The following is an 18,961-nucleotide window of genomic DNA, read 5'->3' as shown; positions in this document are numbered from 1 at the left end:
CTTCACCTCCAAAAATCGTTTTGTCCTATTCCCAAATTTCAATCTCAGTCTCTAAATCTATATTATAACGCTCTTTAATTTTTAATCTAATGTATTTTATTAAACTAATTACATCTTCAGCCTTTGCATTACCTTTGTTTATTATAAAGCCAGCATGCTTTTCGGAAATCTGCGCCCCTCCTATGGAAAAACCTTTCAGTCCAAGCGATTCAATCGCTGTGCCAACATAAAAATCAGGTTTTGGTCTTTTAAAAACACTACCCGCACTTGGGTACTCCAAAGGCTGTTTCTCGTATCGTTTCTTAATCGTATCTAACATAAGATTTTTGATTTTTTCCTTTTGCCCCTTGGAAAACTTGAATGTAGCTCCAAGTATTACCATATTTTTTTCGATTTTGAATATACTGTTTCTGTACGAAAAATTAATTTCATTTTTCGTTAGTTTTATTACTTTTCTACCATCAAAGGCAGTGACTTCCAAGATATTATCAGCCGTTTCCCATCCATAACATCCTGCATTCATATAAACAGCTCCTCCAACACTTCCTGGAAGACCATAGGCGTGCTCCAAACCGGATAATTCATTTTCAAGCGCTACGAGACACAATTTCTTAAAAGAAGCTCCTGCTCCAACATGAATTTTATCGTGTTCAACAATTAATTCATCTATTCTTTCAGTAGAAAGTACCAAAAATGGTAAAGAACCATCTAAGGGAAGAATGTTTGTTCCTTTACCCAAAATACGAAATTCCATTCCTTCTTCTCTTATCAAATTAATTGCATTTAATAGTCCATCTACGTTATTGGGAATTACAAAAATGGGAACTGTACCACCAATTTTAAAACTTACATGTGCAGAAAGCTCTTCTTTAAGTAAAGTGTCACAACCATATTCCCAGAGTTTTTCAAGTACTGTTCTTCTTAAATTATGCATGCAATCCACCCGTCATTCCCTCCGAATAGACTACTATCTTGTCTTTTCCGGTATTTTTAGCATGATACAAAGCAGTATCTGCTAACCTGATAAGATCTTCCGGGGACTGTATTATAATTCCGCCTGTGTTTTCAGGATGGTTTACAACACCAAAACTCAGCGTTATTTTGAAAGGAAATTCTGTCAAGTCACGTATGTGGCGCCTTAATCTTTCAAGAATTGATTTTGTTTCCTCAACATCTGTTGATGGAAAGGATATTATAAATTCCTCTCCTCCAAATCGTCCGACGATGTCGGTCGATCGAATGTTTTCTCTAAGTAGTTTAGCAATAATTTTAAGTACCCTATCCCCTGTCAAGTGTCCATATGTATCGTTTATTTTTTTGAAATTGTCTATATCACACATCACTATAGATAAACTATCTTTTTGGTTAACAGCATTTTCAAAATGTTGAGCCAAAAGCTCGGAAAAATAATATCTTGTAAATAGCTTTGTAAGCGGATCTATATAGCTCCTCATTCTTGTTAAAACGCCTTTGAAAACTGCAACAAAACCGTATTCTATTATTTCCAACTTTGCTATAATATTATTCTTAAAGTATTCTGGAAGAGATAGAGTTGGATTCGAAGCATATATTTCATATTTAGATTTTTGATCAAAATTGTCTGTAAGATAAATCTCTAACGGAGACAACACTAAGTAGTCTTTTTCAAAACTTCTAAACTCACCCCATCCACTTTCAAAATCTCTGTCCAGTACATTGTCATGAATCTTAAAATACACATTCTTCACCGGAAAAACGGTCAAAACTTTTGAGACAAAGTAATCAAGTAGAATCTGCGGATCCGTTTTTGGATCAATAACCTTGAGACTTGTTAGAATATCTATTGATAAATTTTTCGTATCTTCAAGCTCACCAGGTTCCAAATCAACTGTGCTAACGTTATAAGTCTGTGACAAAATTTTTGATGCATTTAACATACCTATGTCTTTGTAAAGTGTAATTGCTTTTTGATAGTATACATTTGCTTTATATAATTTTCCAATTTCTTTATAATAATGTCCATAACCTTCGTAGACCATTGCAAGAGACAGTAAACTACCATCAAGTACGAATCTGTTCTCTAAATATCCTAGCTCCTTTCTAAAGAGCTCGGGCTTCAAGCGTGACAATTTATCACCTGCAATTGCACAAATTTCCTCTCTAAAAATTCTTCCACCGCTGTTGATGTATTTCTCCCATTTTAACCCAAGTTCCTCATTATTTAAATTTCCCAAAATTTCTATAACAGCTCTCGAGTCATCTGATAAATTTGAAATATCAATCTTTGAAAGATATGTATTGAAACTGTCAAATTTCCTAACTATAGCACTGATGAACATACGTTCAAGCTCGTTAGCTTTCCCAGAAATTTTCTCAGACTCCCCAATGTGTACTAAAGCCTCTTCGTATTCAAAATTGTAAGCATGATAATATGCCTCTAAGATATGGCTATATGCCAACTCGTCGGAAAGGCCTAAAAGCTCAATTTTTGGTCTAACATTGGCAATCCCTGTCACAAAGTCTTTTATCTTTCCAGCGTAAAGTGCATGGTAAAGCATATTTAATTTTGCCATGTATCCTCGAGCTGGAAGTCCTATATCGTTTGCTACATCGACTGCTCTCTGAAGAAATGTCATGGATATGTTTGTATTTGAACTTTCTGTTGACATGTTGTTGTAGATAATCGGAAGTTTATGAGCCAGGTTGAACTCGAGTGCTATTTTCTCCGCCTTTTTTAAATAGTAAAAAGCACGGTGCGGGTTATCTGAAAGCACTCTCGATATGAAAATATACGCATCCACAAGTATGCCGGCATGAATAGGGTTATCTTCTCTAAGATTTGCAATCAGGGCAAAAGTTCTGTTAACATATTCTTTTCTTTTTTTCCCAACTTCAAATTCAGCCATTAAATAAAGCAAATTCCTTTTTATTTCACCTATTGAACCATAGGCCTTTGGATATTTGCTCAATATCTCCATAGCTTCTTGCTCTTTATATGAAGAAAAGTATTTCTTAGCTATGTAATAAGAAAACAACCTATTCTCAGGAATTTCTAATGTTATTAACTCTGTTATCTCTTCTGTTCGTGTAAGTAGTTCAACTTCAAATTTTACAAGAGCGTAAGAAGTTCTGTTACCGATGATTTCCTTAACTTTACGTATCACCGATTTAACAAGTGAAGGAGAAGCATAGTATTCTAACAACTCTTTTATATATTTTAAATAAACAGTTGCAGCATTTATTTTCTCACCTATCATTTCTAAGTGCCATGCCCTCTTAAATGTATCATTAACTTTTTTCGAAAGCTCTTTATGTATTTCGTTTCTTGTTTCAGATGGTATGCTGTTGTACAAGAATTCCCAATATTGCCTCAGCGTAAATCTATACTTGTCATATTCTTTGTATACAACTCCATCTGAAATGAGTTGGTTGACATCTATTTTCTTCTTCAACTCAACTTCAAGTTGTTTTAATTCTGAATTATTGAACTTCTGGCCTAAAACGGCAACATACTGTTCTACTTTGTTGATAAATTTGCTTAGTTTTTCACTAAAGATGTTGTTAAATTGCAGCTGTTCTAACTTGTCGATATCATATCTTAGTTCCCCTTTAGAAAAATAAATAACATCGTTTTCATAAAGATATTTTATATATTCAACTATAAGTCCAGGTAAACCGGCTGAAACATTTGTTAGCCATTGACTAAGTATGTCTGCTTCCCATACTTTTGAAAACGAAGCTTTCAATAATTCTTTTGTTTGTTCCACGGAAAATGGTGTTAAATTGATCTTATCTTCAAATTCTTCAAAATTTTCAACGCTAAAAGCGATTATTTTTATATTAGAACCCTTTATCATGGTAGCCATTTTCCGTAGTAACGCTCTCAAAGTTTCAGATACTTCATGGTAGTCATCAACAATAATCACCACGTTGCTCAAAACAGAAAGGGCTTGGACTAAAGCCATTGAAACTGTATCGATTTTACATGTTTTTTCAATACACTCTGTAAGTTCTTCAAATAATTCTTCGCTTATCTTATCTGATACAAGTTGTAATGTTTGAATAATCACGTCTGATCCAGACACAGCGTGAAGGAACGGTGTACCAATTTCTCTAAGCGCGTTTTCAATGTTTTCAACGATAGTCGTTTTACCTATCCTTTGAGTTCCAATAACACCAAGAAATTTCTTATCTGTATCCTTAGAGGTAATAAATTTGATGATCGCCTTCTCTTCTTCTCTGACTATTCTCTTGAGCGCTAAGGTCCTTTTGTTTTTCAATATACTTGAGAAAGGTATATCTTCTTTAAACTTTCTTTCCTTGGGGTCTTGTGCACTTAACTGTTTTGCTATTGCTTTAACAACTTCATCTTCTGAAATAATGTCTAATAGTTTACCAAACACATAAAGTGTTGACGAATCTGTAAGATTTTGCTCGTGAAGGATTTCAGGTGCTATGAAAAGACTTCCCTCGTCTTTATCTTGGAGGGCTGAAAGCTTAACATAATTTTGTACAAATGGTAGAAAAAGTAATATCTCGTCGTCCACCTGAACTATGTCATCAAATCCGAGAACTGGCAAGAAAAGTTTTGGAACATGCAGAATGTTTTTAAGTAAGCTTAGTAGAAATGAAACTATTACTTCTTTTTGCCGAGCAGCAAACTTATCATAAAATTCAACGTTGTTTACATCGTAAATTAAAATAGGAACGTTTTCAAAAATAAACCTTTCTGGTAATAACAAACCATACACGTTTCTCGCCAGTTCCGATTTCATCACAACCTCATCAGGCCTTAAAATCAAGTTTTCTTTGACAAACTTTACAATCTTTCTTCTTCCGTCCAACTCAGCAATGTAGTCTTTACTCCAATAGGTTTCATTAACAAACTCTATGATTTCTAATTTTTCTCCAACTCTTTCCACACCTTGCCACCACCCAATTTTTTTCAATCAGTTACGATTGTATTTTTACCACTGTTTTTAGCTTCGTACAACCTTTGATCTGCAAGTCCTAAGAGCTCTGATCTTGTATTTTTCTCCGTTGAATCTGCAATTCCAATGCTTACAGTAACCTCAAATCCAAACTTATCGTTCATTGTCTTAGCTATCAAACTTTTGATTTCTTTACAAATCTTCAGCGCAACTGCTTTTTTGGAACAAATCAGACCAACAAATTCTTCCCCACCATATCGTGCAACAACATTATCGTTTACATTCAAATTTTTAAGTAAGTTGGCAATTTCAATTAAAACTTTGTCACCAACAATATGACCATAACTATCGTTGATCTTCTTAAAATCATCTATGTCCATAATAAAGATGGAAAAAACATCGGTCTTTTTATCGAGTTTTTCGTCTATCAATTGATTTAACTTCCATCTGTTGTACAAACCAGTTAAACTATCTATGCTTGCACGTTCTCTGAATATGATTCCCTTAAGCTGACCTGTGAAAAGCTCTTCCACAAGCGTGATTATATCTTCAAGACTTTCTTCTTTTGGAAATGCAAGCTCTTCGCTATAAATGTAAATGTGGTAATAAGAGTATTCATCTATTCTGTCTTTAATTAGTAATTCAAAAGGATGCAAATTAAAAACCTCATTCTCAGGTATCTTATTAGTGTTAGACATTTCATAGCTAATGTTACTAAAACTATCAAAAATTCCTATACTAAATCTTTGTGCCTTAAAAAGACGATATATTTCACTTGCAAAAAGCTTGACAAAATTACTTAATGATACATTTAAATCAAGACGTTTAAGAGTGTGTAGTATAGAATTTACGCCACCCACATCTGCGCTTGAACACTTGTACAAAAAAGGGTGCTGAAAACTCTTCATTATCTCTGCCAAGTTGCATATTTCAGATCTGATAAACTCACTTCGTACTTTGTTTCCTTTTCTTTCAAGATATCTATACTTTGCAAGCAAGATGTAAAATAAGGAAAGATTTACACCACCAGAAGTATAGGTGTCTTCCCAAGCTCTTATCTCCTTTAAAAATCCTTCTTCGTCTAACTCTGATATCCTATCTGAAAAGATGTAGAGTATCTCTTCTCTCAAAAGGTGGTATGGAGAGTTTCTGTATTCAATCCATACATTTTTGAATTCTTCGTCATCTTTCGCAAGAAGCATTTCGATGAGATATTCAAAGGCACGTGTTTTGACAGCAGGGTTATCTATGTTTTCAAGCGCAACCTTTTTGGCAGCTTCAAAATTACCACACAAAAGTTCATTAAGTATGATCCCTCTCAACGACGCTTGCTGTAAATTGTTGGATCTTTCAAAATCCAAGGCTCTTTTCAAGGATTCGTCTGCCTCATCATGTTTTTGTTCATACATTGGTAAAAAGGCTAATATTCTGTAATAAAATGCTAAGTCTGACGCATTCCTCCAAAGCGAAACATAGCCTTGAGTCTTCTTTATTTCTTCTTTTAGTTCCTCAATAAAACCAAAATAAAGTAATGAACGTAAAAGGTTTACATAAGGAACTAATGAACGTTTTGAATAACCGATCTCTAAGGATATTTGTATTGCACGTTTAAAATTTTCTATGGAAATCGCTGCCATATCGTTCAGTGTACCTACTGCGTTTTCCAGTCTAATCATTAAATATTTTGCTCCACTTTTTTCTATCAACTGTTTTGCTTTTTCAGCGTACTTAATTGCTTCGCTCCTATTTTTGTAAATTAGGAAGAGTATATACAGTAAGATATATTCACTTTTCAATTTTGTCCACTCGTTATTGATCTCCGGGATATTTTCAAACAGATCTTTTAAAAAATCTTTGTCCTCTATTGTATCATTCAGATTGTAATACGAATATTGATATAGCAGATATGCCTTAAGTTGTTTGAAATTTCTTCTTTTAGCACTCCAAATGTAAGGTTTTTCAAATGACCTTTCGAATTCTACGATGACTTGTTTATGGTTTTCATTCACGAAATTCTCAAGCAAAATAAGGAAATTATTAATTTTGCCCTCAGGTAAGCTCAATACGATATTGTCAAGTTCCTCCAAAGATTGATATCTAAACCTGAGCAATATCGAATTAAATGCGTAAGAATCAATCCTGTTGTGTTTTTTTAATATTTCATATGCAGAAAAAAGTGCATCTTTCATTCTTTCGGTTGAAAAAGTGTAAGTTTCAAGGTTCTTCTTAACGAATTTTAAGCACACAATAACCGCTGAAATTTCCTTTCCAGCCATAATGTAATGGAATGAGCTCTTAAGTAAAGAAAGGTTAAACGGGTCTGATAAACTAACCAATTTTTTTGCTAAACTCAAGTGTAAACTTACCCGTTCTTCCAGCGGAATTTGATTGTAAATAGAGTTCCATACATTTTCGTCAAACACGTACTCATTGCCTTCTTTCGAGATTATTCCTCTTTTTAAGTATCTTTTCAAGTATTTTTCGAGATCTTCATTTGTGATTTTTTCAAGTAAAATCATTTCCAATTGCTTAAATCTTTGCCCAAGTACGGCTAATATTTTCTCTTTACCATTTGTTATTTTATTACATTTGTATTTTTGCGATATGTTTTTGACAGTTAACTTCACATCTGGTCGACTTGAGTTTCTTGTTATGACAATTATCTTGGACTCCATTCTAATTGTGCGAAGATGACTCAAAAACGTCCTGATAAGGTAGTCACCGTTGTCAACGTCTTCTACGCACAAAAATACAAACTTTGCTCTATTCAAGACACCAATTAGCACTGGCAATATGCTATTAAACTTTGTGTTTGCATAAAGTGTTGGATAAAGAATTTCTAATTCGTCAGGATTCAACAGATGCTTGTATTTAGCAAGTAACTGCCTTGGAATATTTGTAAAATCATCTTCAACGCAAATGAACAACGAACTTTCAAGCCGAGCAAATTCCTTATAAATAGCTCCCAAGATGCTTTTAAATTCATTATAGCTTGCTCCATGAATTTCGATCGTATGATAATGCTGTCTTGTCTCAGATATTTTGTCTCTGATTATTGGTTCAATTTCTCGTACCAAATTCCTATTGTAAGTTACGAGCTTATCAATTAATTCTGGGGTTATGTTTCGTTTCTCAGGATCATCTAATGTCAAGTTTTCTGTTAAGCTTTCATATTTTTTGTCCTTGTCAAGAGTTTGGATAAATTTTCCGATGGCATAAAAGGTGGATTTATCATTGCAAACTCCTTCTTTGAGGAACTCAGGGGCGACGAATAAGCTGTTTACGTTGCTCTTTTTCAAAATTTTGCTTAGTACATTTTTCGATTGTATCAATGGTGGTAAAAAGAAAAATTGCCCTGCGTAAACAAATATATCATCTAAAGAAATGCATGGAACGGGGGGATATATTCCATTGATAACACCATACAGATAGTTCAAAAGTTCTTTTACTATCTCATTTAAATCTTCTTCTGAAAGTTTATCAATTATTTCTGTTAAAGGTTTTTCATTAAAATACTTGAACTTAACAATAATGTTTTCACCTTTGGATTCAACAGTTGTTGGTAAGAACGTATTTGGAATGTGCGTAAACTGATTTACATGGACAACAAAATCCAAGAACGAATCGATGAATTTTTTTGGGATTACCCTTACTAAATATTTATTGTTAATATCGTACAAAGAACTTTCTATATACTCACTTCCGGAGTATACTTCCCTAAAAAACACCATACTATTTGAGTTCAAGATAATACTAAATTCCCCCCTGAATAATATTAAGGATTCTGACATTAAATAATTTCAAAACTGCAAAGCTTTTTGGGAAACAAACATATTCTTAGCTTCTCTAATAACTTCTTCCACGATAGACTCAAGATTTCCTTTAAGTGTACAACCTGCGGCTCTCGGATGACCTCCACCACCAAGTAAAACAGCAAGTCTGCTACAATCAAACCAGTCTCTTGATCTAAGACTTACGTGTACTTCCCCAAATTCATATTCAGATAGGAAAATCGCAAGTTCAACGCCACGAATTGACCTTAGTTCACTTACAAAACCTCCACTATCATCTTCTGTGCAATTGTTATTCTCGTAATCTTGTTTAGAAAGGTATGAATACACTATCATCCCATCAAGCTCCATTCTCATGTGTTCGATCATAGTTGAAAGCAATTTGAATTGCTCGATGCGTTTGTTTTCAAAAATTCTTGAAATCAAATGCATCTTTCCACCAAGTGATACAAGCTTTGTAGCATCTGAAAAGACAATTTCGTCTGCGTTGGTGTATCTGAAAAATCCAGTATCGGTGGCTATCCCCATGAGGTTTAACGTTGCTAAACGCTCATCGTATTGAACACCCAGCTCTGTATTTATCCTCAAAATCATCTGAGCAGTTGAACCAAATTTTGTATCAATCCAATTGTAAGTACCAAAAAATGTATTTGTTCCGTGATGATCAACTACGAACACTTTCTTATTGTTGAAAAATTCCTGAAACCTACCAACTCTATCTGGACTGGATACATCAACAACCAACACAACATCTGGATCAAATTTCATTTCACTTACTGTATCATACGATTGTATTTGAGAAACCTCTTCAAATTCATAAAAGTACCAAGGTATTTTCCAGTCAATTCCGGCGATTACTTCTTTCCCAAGCCTTTTCAAACCATACATAGCACTTAGCACAGAACTTACATCGTCTCCGTCTGGCATTATATGACCAACAACAAGAACCTTAAAAGCCGTATTTAATTCTGCAACTATATTTAAGAAATCCCTATTCATTTTCAAACTACCTCCAAAGCCTTTTTGACTATTTCTATGAACTTTTCCTTTACTTCGCTTGCTACTTCCATAACTTCTTCATGAGAAAGAGGCTTCTCAAGTACACCAGCTGCCATATTTGTTGCACAAGAAAGTACTAAAGCCTTGATACCAACATGTGCACAGGCGATTAACTCAGGGACTGTGGACATTCCAACAAGATCTGCTCCTATCTTTCTAAAGGCTCTTATTTCCGCTGGTGTTTCATATGTAGGACCTGTGACACCTACGTAGACTCCCTCTTTTATGTTTGGATAAATTTCCTTTAACCTACCCATCCATATTTTATCGAAGGCACCGAGCATATCTGGAAAACGAGGACCAATATCATCATCATTTGGACCTCTCAAAGGATTTCTAAACATGAAATTTATAATATCCTTAACAATTATAATGTCGCCAGGGTTGTAAGATACGTTAATAGCACCAGCTGCGTTGGTAACGAGCATTCTTTCTATCCCTATTAATTTCAAAGTATGTACAACTATCTTTATGTCGGAAGGTTTCCAACCTTCGTATATGTGAAACCTTCCGCTTAAAACAACAACCTCTTTACCAAACAACGTTCCAAATACAAGTTTTCCCTCATGTCCAGGTGCAGTTGAATAAGGAAAATTTGGTATATCTTGGTACAAAATTTCTACTTTGTTCTCAACAAAATCTGATAGAAAACCTAGTCCAGAACCAAGAATAAGGGCTATTTTTGGATTATTCTTAACCATGGTTTTTATAAAATCAAAAGCTTCTTTTACTTCTCTATCCACCAAAAATCCCTCCTACAATTGCAGTTTACAAGCATAATAGTATAGTTTAAAATATCTGGTGTATTTTAAGTATATTATATCACATGTTTTGTACTTTGAATATTTTTTCAAAGAGGGGTGAACAGTTTATGTTTGAGACAAATTACCCAAGATTGAACATCAGTTTAGATAAAATCATATTCAATTCAAGAAAGATAGCGGAAATGTGTCATAATGCTGGAATAGAGTTAGTAGGTGTAACAAAACTTGTTCTTGCAAATCCAAAAATAGCGAAGGCAATTAGAGAAAACGGTGTTGACAAGCTTGGTGATTCGAGGTTGAGAAACATAATTAGTTTAGTTGAAAACAATGTTCCAGGTCCTTTCCAATTACTTAGAATCCCCATGCTCTCAGAGTTACCAACTGCAGTAAAGTATGTCGATGAAATTTTAGTTTCAATGCCAGCTACAGCATATGAAATAGATAAGATAGCACTTGAACTGCAAAAAAACGTACAGTTAATCTACATGGTCGATGTAGGAGATCTAAGGGAAGGCGTTTGGTTTGAAAACGCGGTTGACGAGATATATGAAGTTGCAAAGAAATTAAAATACGCAAAGATAATAGGAGTAGGTACAAACGTAGGCTGTTATGGAGGAGTTTTACCCACGCTGGAGAATATGAGAATACTCATTGAAATAAAAAGAAAACTTGAAAATCTTCTTGGTTTTGAACTAAAAATAAGTGGAGGAAGTACCGTAACGTTAAAAATGCTTGAAAACGGTACGCTTCCGTCTGGAATCAACCAGTTTAGAGTTGGAGAAGGGTTAATACTGGGAACAGATGCAACAGGTGATAGAGATATACCATATTTACATCAAGATACTGTGATATTAGAGGCAGAGGTAATTGAAGTAGACTATAAGCCATCGGTGCCATACGGGGAGACCGGAAAAGATGCATTTGGCCGGACACCTACGTTTGAAGATAAAGGTTACAGAAGACGTATAATCATCGCAGTTGGTGAACAAGACGTTAAACCAGATGGATTAAAGCCTTTGGACGAATGCCTGAAAATTTTACATGCATCAAGTGATCATTTGATAGTCGATGTCACGGAATGCTACAAAGATTTTAGAGTTGGCGATATTGTAAAGTTCCGCATGAGTTATGGATGCGCACTCAGAGCATTTACAAGTCCGTATGTGGAGAAAGTCTTTGTCTAATTCCCACTATATTTTCTTTGAACTTTTCCCTAAGTTTATCACGTTTCTCTACATAAACTTCTCTATTGGTAATCGGATCTTTCTGTGTATAATACATTGTTGTACTTAACGTACCGGGGGTCGGAGTAAAAATCTGTACTTGCTGTGGTATATACCCCAAATGTTTGATTATGAACTTCTTCAAAAATTCGTTTTCTTGCTCACCTTCACCTGGATGCCCTACTATGAAATAACCAATGACGTACTTTTTTTGTCCCTTTTTCTTTGCTTCTTCTTCAAATATTTTTTTGAATTCAATGAAAACCTCGATAGGTGGCTTTCTCATAAGCTTTAATACTTCAGGGTGCGCGTGCTCCGGAGCGAGCTTGAGTTGTCCTGATGTAAAATCAACAAGTTTTTTAATAATATAATCACAATCGTCTGAATCCATGATGAGATCGTGTCTTATTCCCGAACCAATAAATACATGTTTTACACCTGGTATGAGTTTGATTTTCTCAAGTAATTCAATAAATCTTGCTGCATTATTACTGTTCTTAATCGTCCTACAAACACTGGGATACAGACAATGTTTCTGACATTGCCCTCTTGTTCGCCTAAGATCACAATTGTATCCAAACATATTCGCGGTTGGACCGCCCACATCAACTATTGTTCCACGAAAATCAGGCATTTTTGTTATAATTCTTACCTCTTCCAAAATGGATGACTCACTTCTGGAAACCACATAAGTACTTTGATGATGCGCTATTGAACAGAAAGAACAATTACCAAAACACCCTCTAACAGCTGTGACAGAAAATCTGACTGTTTCGATTGCTTTGACTTTTCCTTGTTTTTCATAATGCGGATGGACTCGTCTCTCATAGGGCAAAAGATACAAATTGTCTAATTCTTCCGTCGTAAGTGGAAATGCCGGAGGATATTGCACAACATATCTCGTGTCTTGTTTTTGAAATAAAATAACATTTTTGAACGGATCGGTTAAGGTTGAAATGTCTAAATATGTCTTTGCGTACAAATCCTTGTTTTCCGACACTTCTTCAAATGAACAAAGTTCGATTTTGTCAAAAGCATCGAAATCTTTTCCTAATTCATTCAAGCTATTTTTCCAGATAACTGTCCCACGTATCCCATCTAAACCTAAACCACTTTCCAATCTTCTTGCAATTTCTAATATTGCTCTTTCTCCCATTCCATACACAAGAATATCTGCTTTTGAATCCACCAATATAGATTTTCTGACTTTATTACTCCACCAATCATAATGTGCGAATCTTCTCAAACTTGCCTCAATTCCACCTATGACTATGACAGAATTTTTGTAAACTTGTTTTATCATGTTGACATATTGGATTATTGCACGATCTGGTCTTTTGTTGTTAAGACCACCGGGTGTGTAATCATCTGTCTTTCTCTTTTTCTTAGATGGCGTGTAATTTGCTACCATCGAGTCCACATTTCCGGAAGTAACACCAAAAAACAAATTAGGTTTCCCAAGTCTTTTTATGTCATCAATACAAGTAGGTTGTGCTATAATTCCAACTTTATATCCCTTAGATTCCAAGAGCCTTCCAAGCAATGCAACACCAAAAGACGGGTGATCAATGTAAGCATCACCCGTCACGAATATAACATCAAGATTTTCCCATTTTCTTTTTACAATCTCCTCAACTGTTGTTGGTAAAAACAATTAATTACCAATCCTCTCGATTATATATTTTCATACTTAGTTCTTTCCCATTCAGTAACATGGATTGAATATTCCCACCATTCACGTTCTTTAATAACTAAGAACTTCTCCAAAATATGTTCTCCCAATACCTCACGAACAAGTTTGCTTTTTTCTGCCTCTATTAAAGCTTCCTTAAGATTACCGGGCAATTTATTTATTCCTCTCTGTACCTTTTCACTTTCAGACATACGGTAAATGTTTTCCTCAACTGCTGCGGGTGGTTCTATTTTATTTTCAATTCCATCCAACCCGGCTGCAAAGATGACTGCAAGGGCAAGGTAAGGGTTACAGGAAGGATCTGGAGCTCTGTACTCAAGTCTGGTAGCTTTTCCTCGAGCTTTCGGAATTCTTATCAATGCCGTTCTGTTTCCTTTACTCCAAGCGATGTTTACCGGTGCCTCATAACCTGGAACAAGCCTTTTGTAGCTATTTACAGTTGGATTTGTTATCGCCGTGATTTCTCTTGCGTGTGTTATTAAACCTCCAATGAAGTATTTCATAGTCTGTGAAATACCATCAGGAGCTTCTGGATCATAAAATGCGTTTTTACCGTCTAAGGTAAAAAGACTCATATGTACGTGCATACCACTACCGTTTACTCCAAAAAATGGCTTTGGCATAAACGTTGCGTAAAGGTTGTTTTTTATAGCTAATGTTTTAATAACCAGCTTAACTGTTTGAACATTATCGGCAGAAATAACAGGTTCAGCATATCTAAAATCTACCTCATGTTGAGAAGGTGCAACTTCATGATGTGTGGTCTCAACATCTAAACCCATTTCTTCCAAATGGACTGAAACTTGTGTCCTAATATGCTCAGCGATGTCTACTGGTAATAAATCAAAATAACTTCCATCGTCTAGAAAGTCGAACACAGGCTTTCCCTTGTCTCTTGGAAGCATAAAAAACTCAACTTCAGGACCTGCATATGCGATAAACCCCATTGAGCGCGCTTTTTCTTCCACCAATTTTAATCTATAGCGTGGATCACCAGTAAAAGGGGTTTCCGGATCATTGTAGACATCACATATGACTCTTGCACTTTTGTAACCATCGAACGTCCAAGGCAAAATTGCAATTGTTCTCAAATCTGGTTTTAAGTACATGTCGGATTCGTGGAGCCTTGCAAATCCTTCCACAGATGAACCATCGAACATTATTCCCGTTTCCAAGGCTGGTGTAATTTCGTCCGATGGAATCTCGACATTTTTCATCGTACCGTTAATATCTGTGAACTGAAGCCTTATGAATCTTACCTCGTTTTCTTCAATAAACTTGTAAACTTTTTCTTTTTCCATACCTTCACCCCCTTGAAGCAATATGGATAAAAGTGAAATACTTTGTAATAAGCACATTTTATAAGTATGCACAAGAAAAATGTCTTTATGCTGTAATTATAATATTTTTTCCAATTTTGTCAATATTTTTTGGTCTTTTCATGTTGTTAACATTTTCACAAATAAGCTTGACTTTCAAAAAAAGCTATTGTAAAATATTATTGCAATTGATTCTCAATTACAATAGAAAAAGTGTAAAAGATTGCGGGTGGTTGTTGTGCGTTTATCGGAGGTACCAGTTGGAACCGTCGTAGAAGTCAGAAAGTTATACAAGTCTGATATTTTACCAAAGTTGCGAGCTGTTGGTATTTTGCCTGGAGTTAAAATACAGATAGTAAAGGCAGCCCCGATGGGCGATCCAAAAATCTACAAAGTTTTCAACAAATTAATCTCTTTACGGAATAGCGAAGCAGAAGTCGTTGAGGTAGATATAATTCAAGACCAACCTTTACCAGCCACCTTCGTCGAACCTGGCAAGTATGTGGTGGTGAACATACAAGCTGGAAAAATGAGCAGATACTTGCTTAGCAAATGTGGAATAGTTGAGGGTGCACTGATAGAAATCAAAGAAGATAAGAAAATAGTTACCAGCGTTGGTACTTTTGACATAGGGTTTGGTAGACTTTCAAAGGTGTTTGTCTCTCCAGCTAAAAATGAACAAGTAATTATAAACAACTGTATACAATTTTTTTGAATATACCGTTTAAAATGGAGGGACAACTATGGTAATAACTGTTGGATTAGTAGGAAATCCGAATGTAGGAAAAACAAGCTTATTTAATAGACTTGTTGGAGCAAGACAGTATGTGGCTAACTGGCCCGGTGTGACAGTAAGCAGAATAGAAGGTGCAACTTCTTATAAAGATCATACATTGCATTTTATAGATTTACCTGGCGTATATACTCTTTCTGCTACCTCCATAGATGAAAAAATCACCCGGGATTTCCTTTTACTTACTCCACCAAATGTTACAGTTGTTGTTATAGACAGTGTAAGTCCTGAGCAAGGTATGTATTTGCTCTTGGAGGTTTTGGAACTTGGTTTGAACGTTATCGCAGCATTCAACGCAGTAGATGAAGCTAAGAAGAAAGGCGTGCATTTTGATAAAAATCTTCTTCAGGATTCCTTAGGAATACCTGTTATCCTAACATCGGCACACTCTGGTGAAGGAATTAACGAATTAAAAGATACAATAATAAGTGCATTCAAAAATAACTATCGACCAAAATTTCTCGATTATGGTTACAAGATAGAGTCATTGGTAAAGTCACTAGAAGGTTGCTTTGGACAAGAATATAACAAGAGATTCTTTGCTTTAAAATTGCTCGAAGGTGATGAGCTTGCCAAGAGTAAAGTCTCTTATTGTGAGTTTAGGCTTGACGAAAGTGCAGAAGAGATAGGAGTCGATATAGCCAAATGTAGATACGAATATATAAACTCAGTTTTGTCGGTTTGTATGCAAAAGTCATCAGCTACTATTACTGATATAGAAGCTATAGATCACGTTTTGACTCACAAATACCTTGGAATTCCAATTTTTTTATCGCTCTTGTACTTAGCTTTCAACTTTACATTTAAAGTTTCAGAACCCCTTGTTAACTTACTCGAATTTTTGTTCGGCAAGTTAGCTGAAACATTTGGCAATTCGACACTCATAACCTCGCTAATTTCAGATGGTGTAATAAATGGTGTAGGAAGTGTTATTTCGTTCGTCCCAAGCATATTCGCATTGTTCTTAGCCCTTGGAATAATGGAAGAAAGTGGATATTTACCAAGGATAGCGTTTTTAATGGACAAATTGATGTACTCCCTTAGATTGACTGGAAGATCTTTTATGACGTTATTGCTTGGCTTTGGTTGTAACGTTAGTTCCGTTATGGCTGCGCGTGGACTCTCGGATGAAAGAGAAAGAATTACGACAATATTAGTATCCCCTTTCATAAGTTGTAATGCCAGAATACCAGTTTACTTGATGATAATCAATGTGGCCTTTTCCCAGCGTAAAGCAGAGACTTTTTTCTTTATTTACATTCTTAGCATAATACTAACGGCTATATCATCAAGGGTTGTCAACCGTGTGGTATTAAAGGGAGAAAATGTACCATTCATTATGGAAATCCCGCGTTACAGATTTCCAAAACTTTCAAATATACTCACATACGTGTGGAACAGGGGAAAGCATTTTCTGCAAAAAGCTGGTACAATCATTTTCTTTGTGAGTATTGTGGTATGGGCACTTACTTATTTTCCGAACCCTGATAACATAGAGAATAGTTTAGTTGCTACGATTGGCAAAAATCTTGAATTCATGTTCAAACCTCTTGGCTTTACCTGGCAAACAGTGGCCGCATTGGTCTTTGGTGGTGTTGCAAAGGAGATTATTGTATCATCCTTTGCTCAGTTTTACGGTAGTATAGAGAAAGTAGTCTTGCATCCAATTACAGCTGTAACACTAATGGTATTTACATTGGGTTATATACCATGTTTTGCCACACTTGCAGCAATTAAATCAGAGACTGGTAGTAGTAAATATGTTATATTTTCCGTGGTTTATAGTTTCAGTATTTCATATGTTCTTGCATTGTTGGTTAATTTCATCGGGAGGTTATTAATATGAAAACAGTCAACATAACTCTATGGTTTTCAATTTTAATTTCCTTTTTAGTAGTTATATTGTATTTTATGCAGAAAGATTATGTATTTTCAGTTGTTTTGCTCACATTTTCTTTTGTATTTCTATCTGGATTTAGAGAATTTGGGAAATCCTCTGTATCTTATAAAATTGCACATCTTTACGTCGGAAGTATTTTATTTACCATAGCTGCTGGTTACACGTTATTAGATTTTATTTTCTCATTTATAAATGTTCTTTTCGGAGAACCTGTTGATAATCCTACCTACGCTGATGTTTTATTATGGGGGCTTGGACTTTACAGTCTGTTCAACATTTACAGGTTAAGAAAATTTGCCCTAAAACCGGGTAAATTTGGAAGAAGATAAAGTTTTTGAAGAAATTGAAAGTTGCGTTTTAAAAATTGATGCGGTATAATGAAAACGGAAGTTAAAGTAAATAATCCTCCTTATGTATGTCCAAGGGAAGTCCGGTGAAAATCCGGAGCGGGGCCGCCACCGTGAGTGGGGACGAAATCCACAAAATACCACTGGCGTTAGCTGGGAAGGTGTGGAGAGTAGGAAGATCCACGAGCCGGGAGACCTGACATACATAAGAGGGAAGCCATCCACCACGAAGCCTGGGGATGGCAAAAAAATTTTTGTAAAAGGAGGATGTGCGAAGATGTTGAGAAAGGTTAGCTTTTTGATGGTTCTACTACTAACCGTTTTATCCCTGGCAATAGCGGTTGTGGATGACGCTGGTAGAATTGTAAACATACCTATGCCACCAAGAAGGGTAGTTTCAGCAGCTCCAAGTGCAACAAGATATTTACAAGCACTCGGTTTAGAAAACAGAATAGTGGGTGTCACTGCTTGGGATAGTTACAAGAAAGCTGAAAACATAGGTAACATGGTACCACTCAATATTGAAAAGATTTATTCGCTCAAACCTGATTTAGTAATTACATTCGGAGGCTTTCAATTCCCCGAAGTAGACAAGCTTGAAAAGGCGAAATTGACAGCTTACGTTCTAAATGCCAACACATTGACAGACATAATAAAAGCAGTGGGACAACTTGGAGCGATTTTTAACGTTAAGAATAAATCAGACAAGCTCATAGAAGAACTTAGAGCAAAGATGGTGGAAATTGGGCAGAAAACTTCAAAAATACCCTTAGAGAAAAGACCCAGCGTATTTTTCACAATAACAGTTCCTGACGAAAAAGTCAAAGAGCTGTGGACTGCTGGCACGGGTTCGTACATGAACGAACTAATAGTAATATCTGGTGGCAAAAACATAGCTGCACCGTATTCTGGAAACAACGGCTGGCTTTCTGTAAGTTGGGAATGGCTTGTTCAACAAGACCCTGATGTTATTATTATAGGAGCTTATGGTGATGTCAAAGCTGTTGAACAATCGGTTAAAAGTCACTCTATCATGAAAAACCTCAAAGCTGTTAAAAACAATAGATTGCTAGTTGTTGATGGTGATGAAGTTAGCCAAGCTGCTCCACATATTTTCAAATACATGGATGTATTTTATAACTTCTTTTATGGAGGAAAGTGA

12 protein-coding genes and 1 riboswitch are annotated in these 18,961 nt (G+C 35.5%); of the genes, 5 read left to right on the top strand and 7 right to left on the bottom strand.

Going from position 1 to position 18,961, the window contains the following annotated elements:
- Positions 1–25 precede the first annotated feature (25 nt).
- From murB to N2Z58_06205, 5 genes are read right to left on the bottom strand one after another with little or no spacing between them, the layout of a single operon-like run.
- On the bottom strand, positions 26–934 hold the full coding sequence (gene murB, locus N2Z58_06225) for a UDP-N-acetylmuramate dehydrogenase (GenBank protein MCX7654254.1): 909 nt from the start codon (positions 932–934) through the stop codon (positions 26–28).
- Entirely contained in the window at positions 927–4,901 is a 3,975-nt protein-coding gene (locus N2Z58_06220; GenBank protein ID MCX7654253.1) for a diguanylate cyclase, read from the bottom strand. The genes murB and N2Z58_06220 overlap by 8 nt, the downstream gene beginning before the upstream one ends.
- A 23-nt stretch (positions 4,902–4,924) precedes the next feature.
- On the bottom strand, positions 4,925–8,656 hold the full coding sequence (locus N2Z58_06215) for a GGDEF domain-containing protein (GenBank protein ID MCX7654252.1): 3,732 nt from the start codon (positions 8,654–8,656) through the stop codon (positions 4,925–4,927).
- 54 nt (positions 8,657–8,710) lie between these two features.
- Positions 8,711–9,700 (bottom strand): bifunctional oligoribonuclease/PAP phosphatase NrnA, encoded by a 990-nt coding sequence (locus N2Z58_06210; protein MCX7654251.1) that lies wholly within the window; start codon positions 9,698–9,700, stop codon positions 8,711–8,713.
- 2 nt (positions 9,701–9,702) lie between these two features.
- A complete protein-coding gene (locus tag N2Z58_06205) occupies positions 9,703–10,503 on the bottom strand; it encodes a purine-nucleoside phosphorylase (protein MCX7654250.1) in 801 nt (266 codons plus the stop codon).
- Positions 10,504–10,631: 128 nt separating this feature from the next.
- On the opposite strand from N2Z58_06205, the gene N2Z58_06200 reads away from it, so the two are divergent.
- Positions 10,632–11,708, top strand: coding sequence for an alanine/ornithine racemase family PLP-dependent enzyme (locus tag N2Z58_06200; GenBank protein MCX7654249.1), 1,077 nt, complete (start codon positions 10,632–10,634; stop codon positions 11,706–11,708).
- Here N2Z58_06200 and N2Z58_06195 read toward each other — a convergent pair.
- The gene (locus N2Z58_06195) at positions 11,674–13,401 is read right to left on the bottom strand and encodes a YgiQ family radical SAM protein (protein MCX7654248.1); all 1,728 of its coding nucleotides are present in this window, start codon (positions 13,399–13,401) and stop codon (positions 11,674–11,676) included. The two genes, N2Z58_06200 and N2Z58_06195, sit on opposite strands and share 35 nt — an antisense overlap.
- Positions 13,402–13,421: 20 nt before the next feature.
- Positions 13,422–14,741 carry a glutamine synthetase family protein gene (locus N2Z58_06190; protein ID MCX7654247.1) on the bottom strand — a complete coding sequence of 440 codons (1,320 nt, stop codon included), beginning with the start codon at positions 14,739–14,741 and terminating at the stop codon, positions 13,422–13,424.
- 256 nt (positions 14,742–14,997) lie between these two features.
- Here N2Z58_06190 and N2Z58_06185 point away from each other — a divergent pair, with 256 nt between their 5' ends.
- The 4 genes from N2Z58_06185 to N2Z58_06170 all read left to right on the top strand — a co-directional run bounded on the left by N2Z58_06185 (position 14,998) and on the right by N2Z58_06170 (position 18,961).
- Positions 14,998–15,474 (top strand): ferrous iron transport protein A, encoded by a 477-nt coding sequence (locus N2Z58_06185; protein ID MCX7654246.1) that lies wholly within the window; start codon positions 14,998–15,000, stop codon positions 15,472–15,474.
- Between the two features lie 28 nt (positions 15,475–15,502).
- Positions 15,503–17,398, top strand: a complete 1,896-nt coding sequence (feoB, locus tag N2Z58_06180) for a ferrous iron transport protein B (protein MCX7654245.1) — start codon at positions 15,503–15,505, stop codon at positions 17,396–17,398.
- Positions 17,395–17,781, top strand: a complete 387-nt coding sequence (locus N2Z58_06175) for an aluminum activated malate transporter family protein (GenBank protein MCX7654244.1) — start codon at positions 17,395–17,397, stop codon at positions 17,779–17,781. The genes feoB and N2Z58_06175 overlap by 4 nt, the downstream gene beginning before the upstream one ends.
- A gap of 66 nt (positions 17,782–17,847) precedes the next feature.
- Positions 17,848–18,018: riboswitch (cobalamin riboswitch) on the top strand.
- A gap of 58 nt (positions 18,019–18,076) precedes the next feature.
- Positions 18,077–18,961: an ABC transporter substrate-binding protein gene (locus N2Z58_06170; GenBank protein MCX7654243.1), complete on the top strand. Its 885-nt coding sequence runs from the start codon at positions 18,077–18,079 to the stop codon at positions 18,959–18,961.

The organism is Fervidobacterium sp. (assembly GCA_026419195.1).
In the GTDB taxonomy this organism is placed as follows: Bacteria; Thermotogota; Thermotogae; order Thermotogales; family Fervidobacteriaceae; genus Fervidobacterium.
Note: the sequence above shows the minus strand (reverse complement) of the source record. Positions and strands in the feature narration are given on the sequence as shown.

Bases quoted from the DNA above. Each gene is read 5' to 3' on its own strand.
- murB (MCX7654254.1), bottom strand. From the start codon at position 934: ATGCATAATTTAAGAAGAACAGTACTTGAAAAACTCTGGGAATATGGT.
- N2Z58_06210 (MCX7654251.1), bottom strand. From the start codon at position 9,700: ATGAATAGGGATTTCTTAAATATAGTTGCAGAATTAAATACGGCTTTT.
- N2Z58_06200 (MCX7654249.1), top strand. From the start codon at position 10,632: ATGTTTGAGACAAATTACCCAAGATTGAACATCAGTTTAGATAAAATC.
- N2Z58_06190 (MCX7654247.1), bottom strand. From the start codon at position 14,741: ATGGAAAAAGAAAAAGTTTACAAGTTTATTGAAGAAAACGAGGTAAGA.
- feoB (MCX7654245.1), top strand. From the start codon at position 15,503: ATGGTAATAACTGTTGGATTAGTAGGAAATCCGAATGTAGGAAAAACA.
- N2Z58_06175 (MCX7654244.1), top strand. From the start codon at position 17,395: ATGAAAACAGTCAACATAACTCTATGGTTTTCAATTTTAATTTCCTTT.
- N2Z58_06170 (MCX7654243.1), top strand. From the start codon at position 18,077: ATGTTGAGAAAGGTTAGCTTTTTGATGGTTCTACTACTAACCGTTTTA.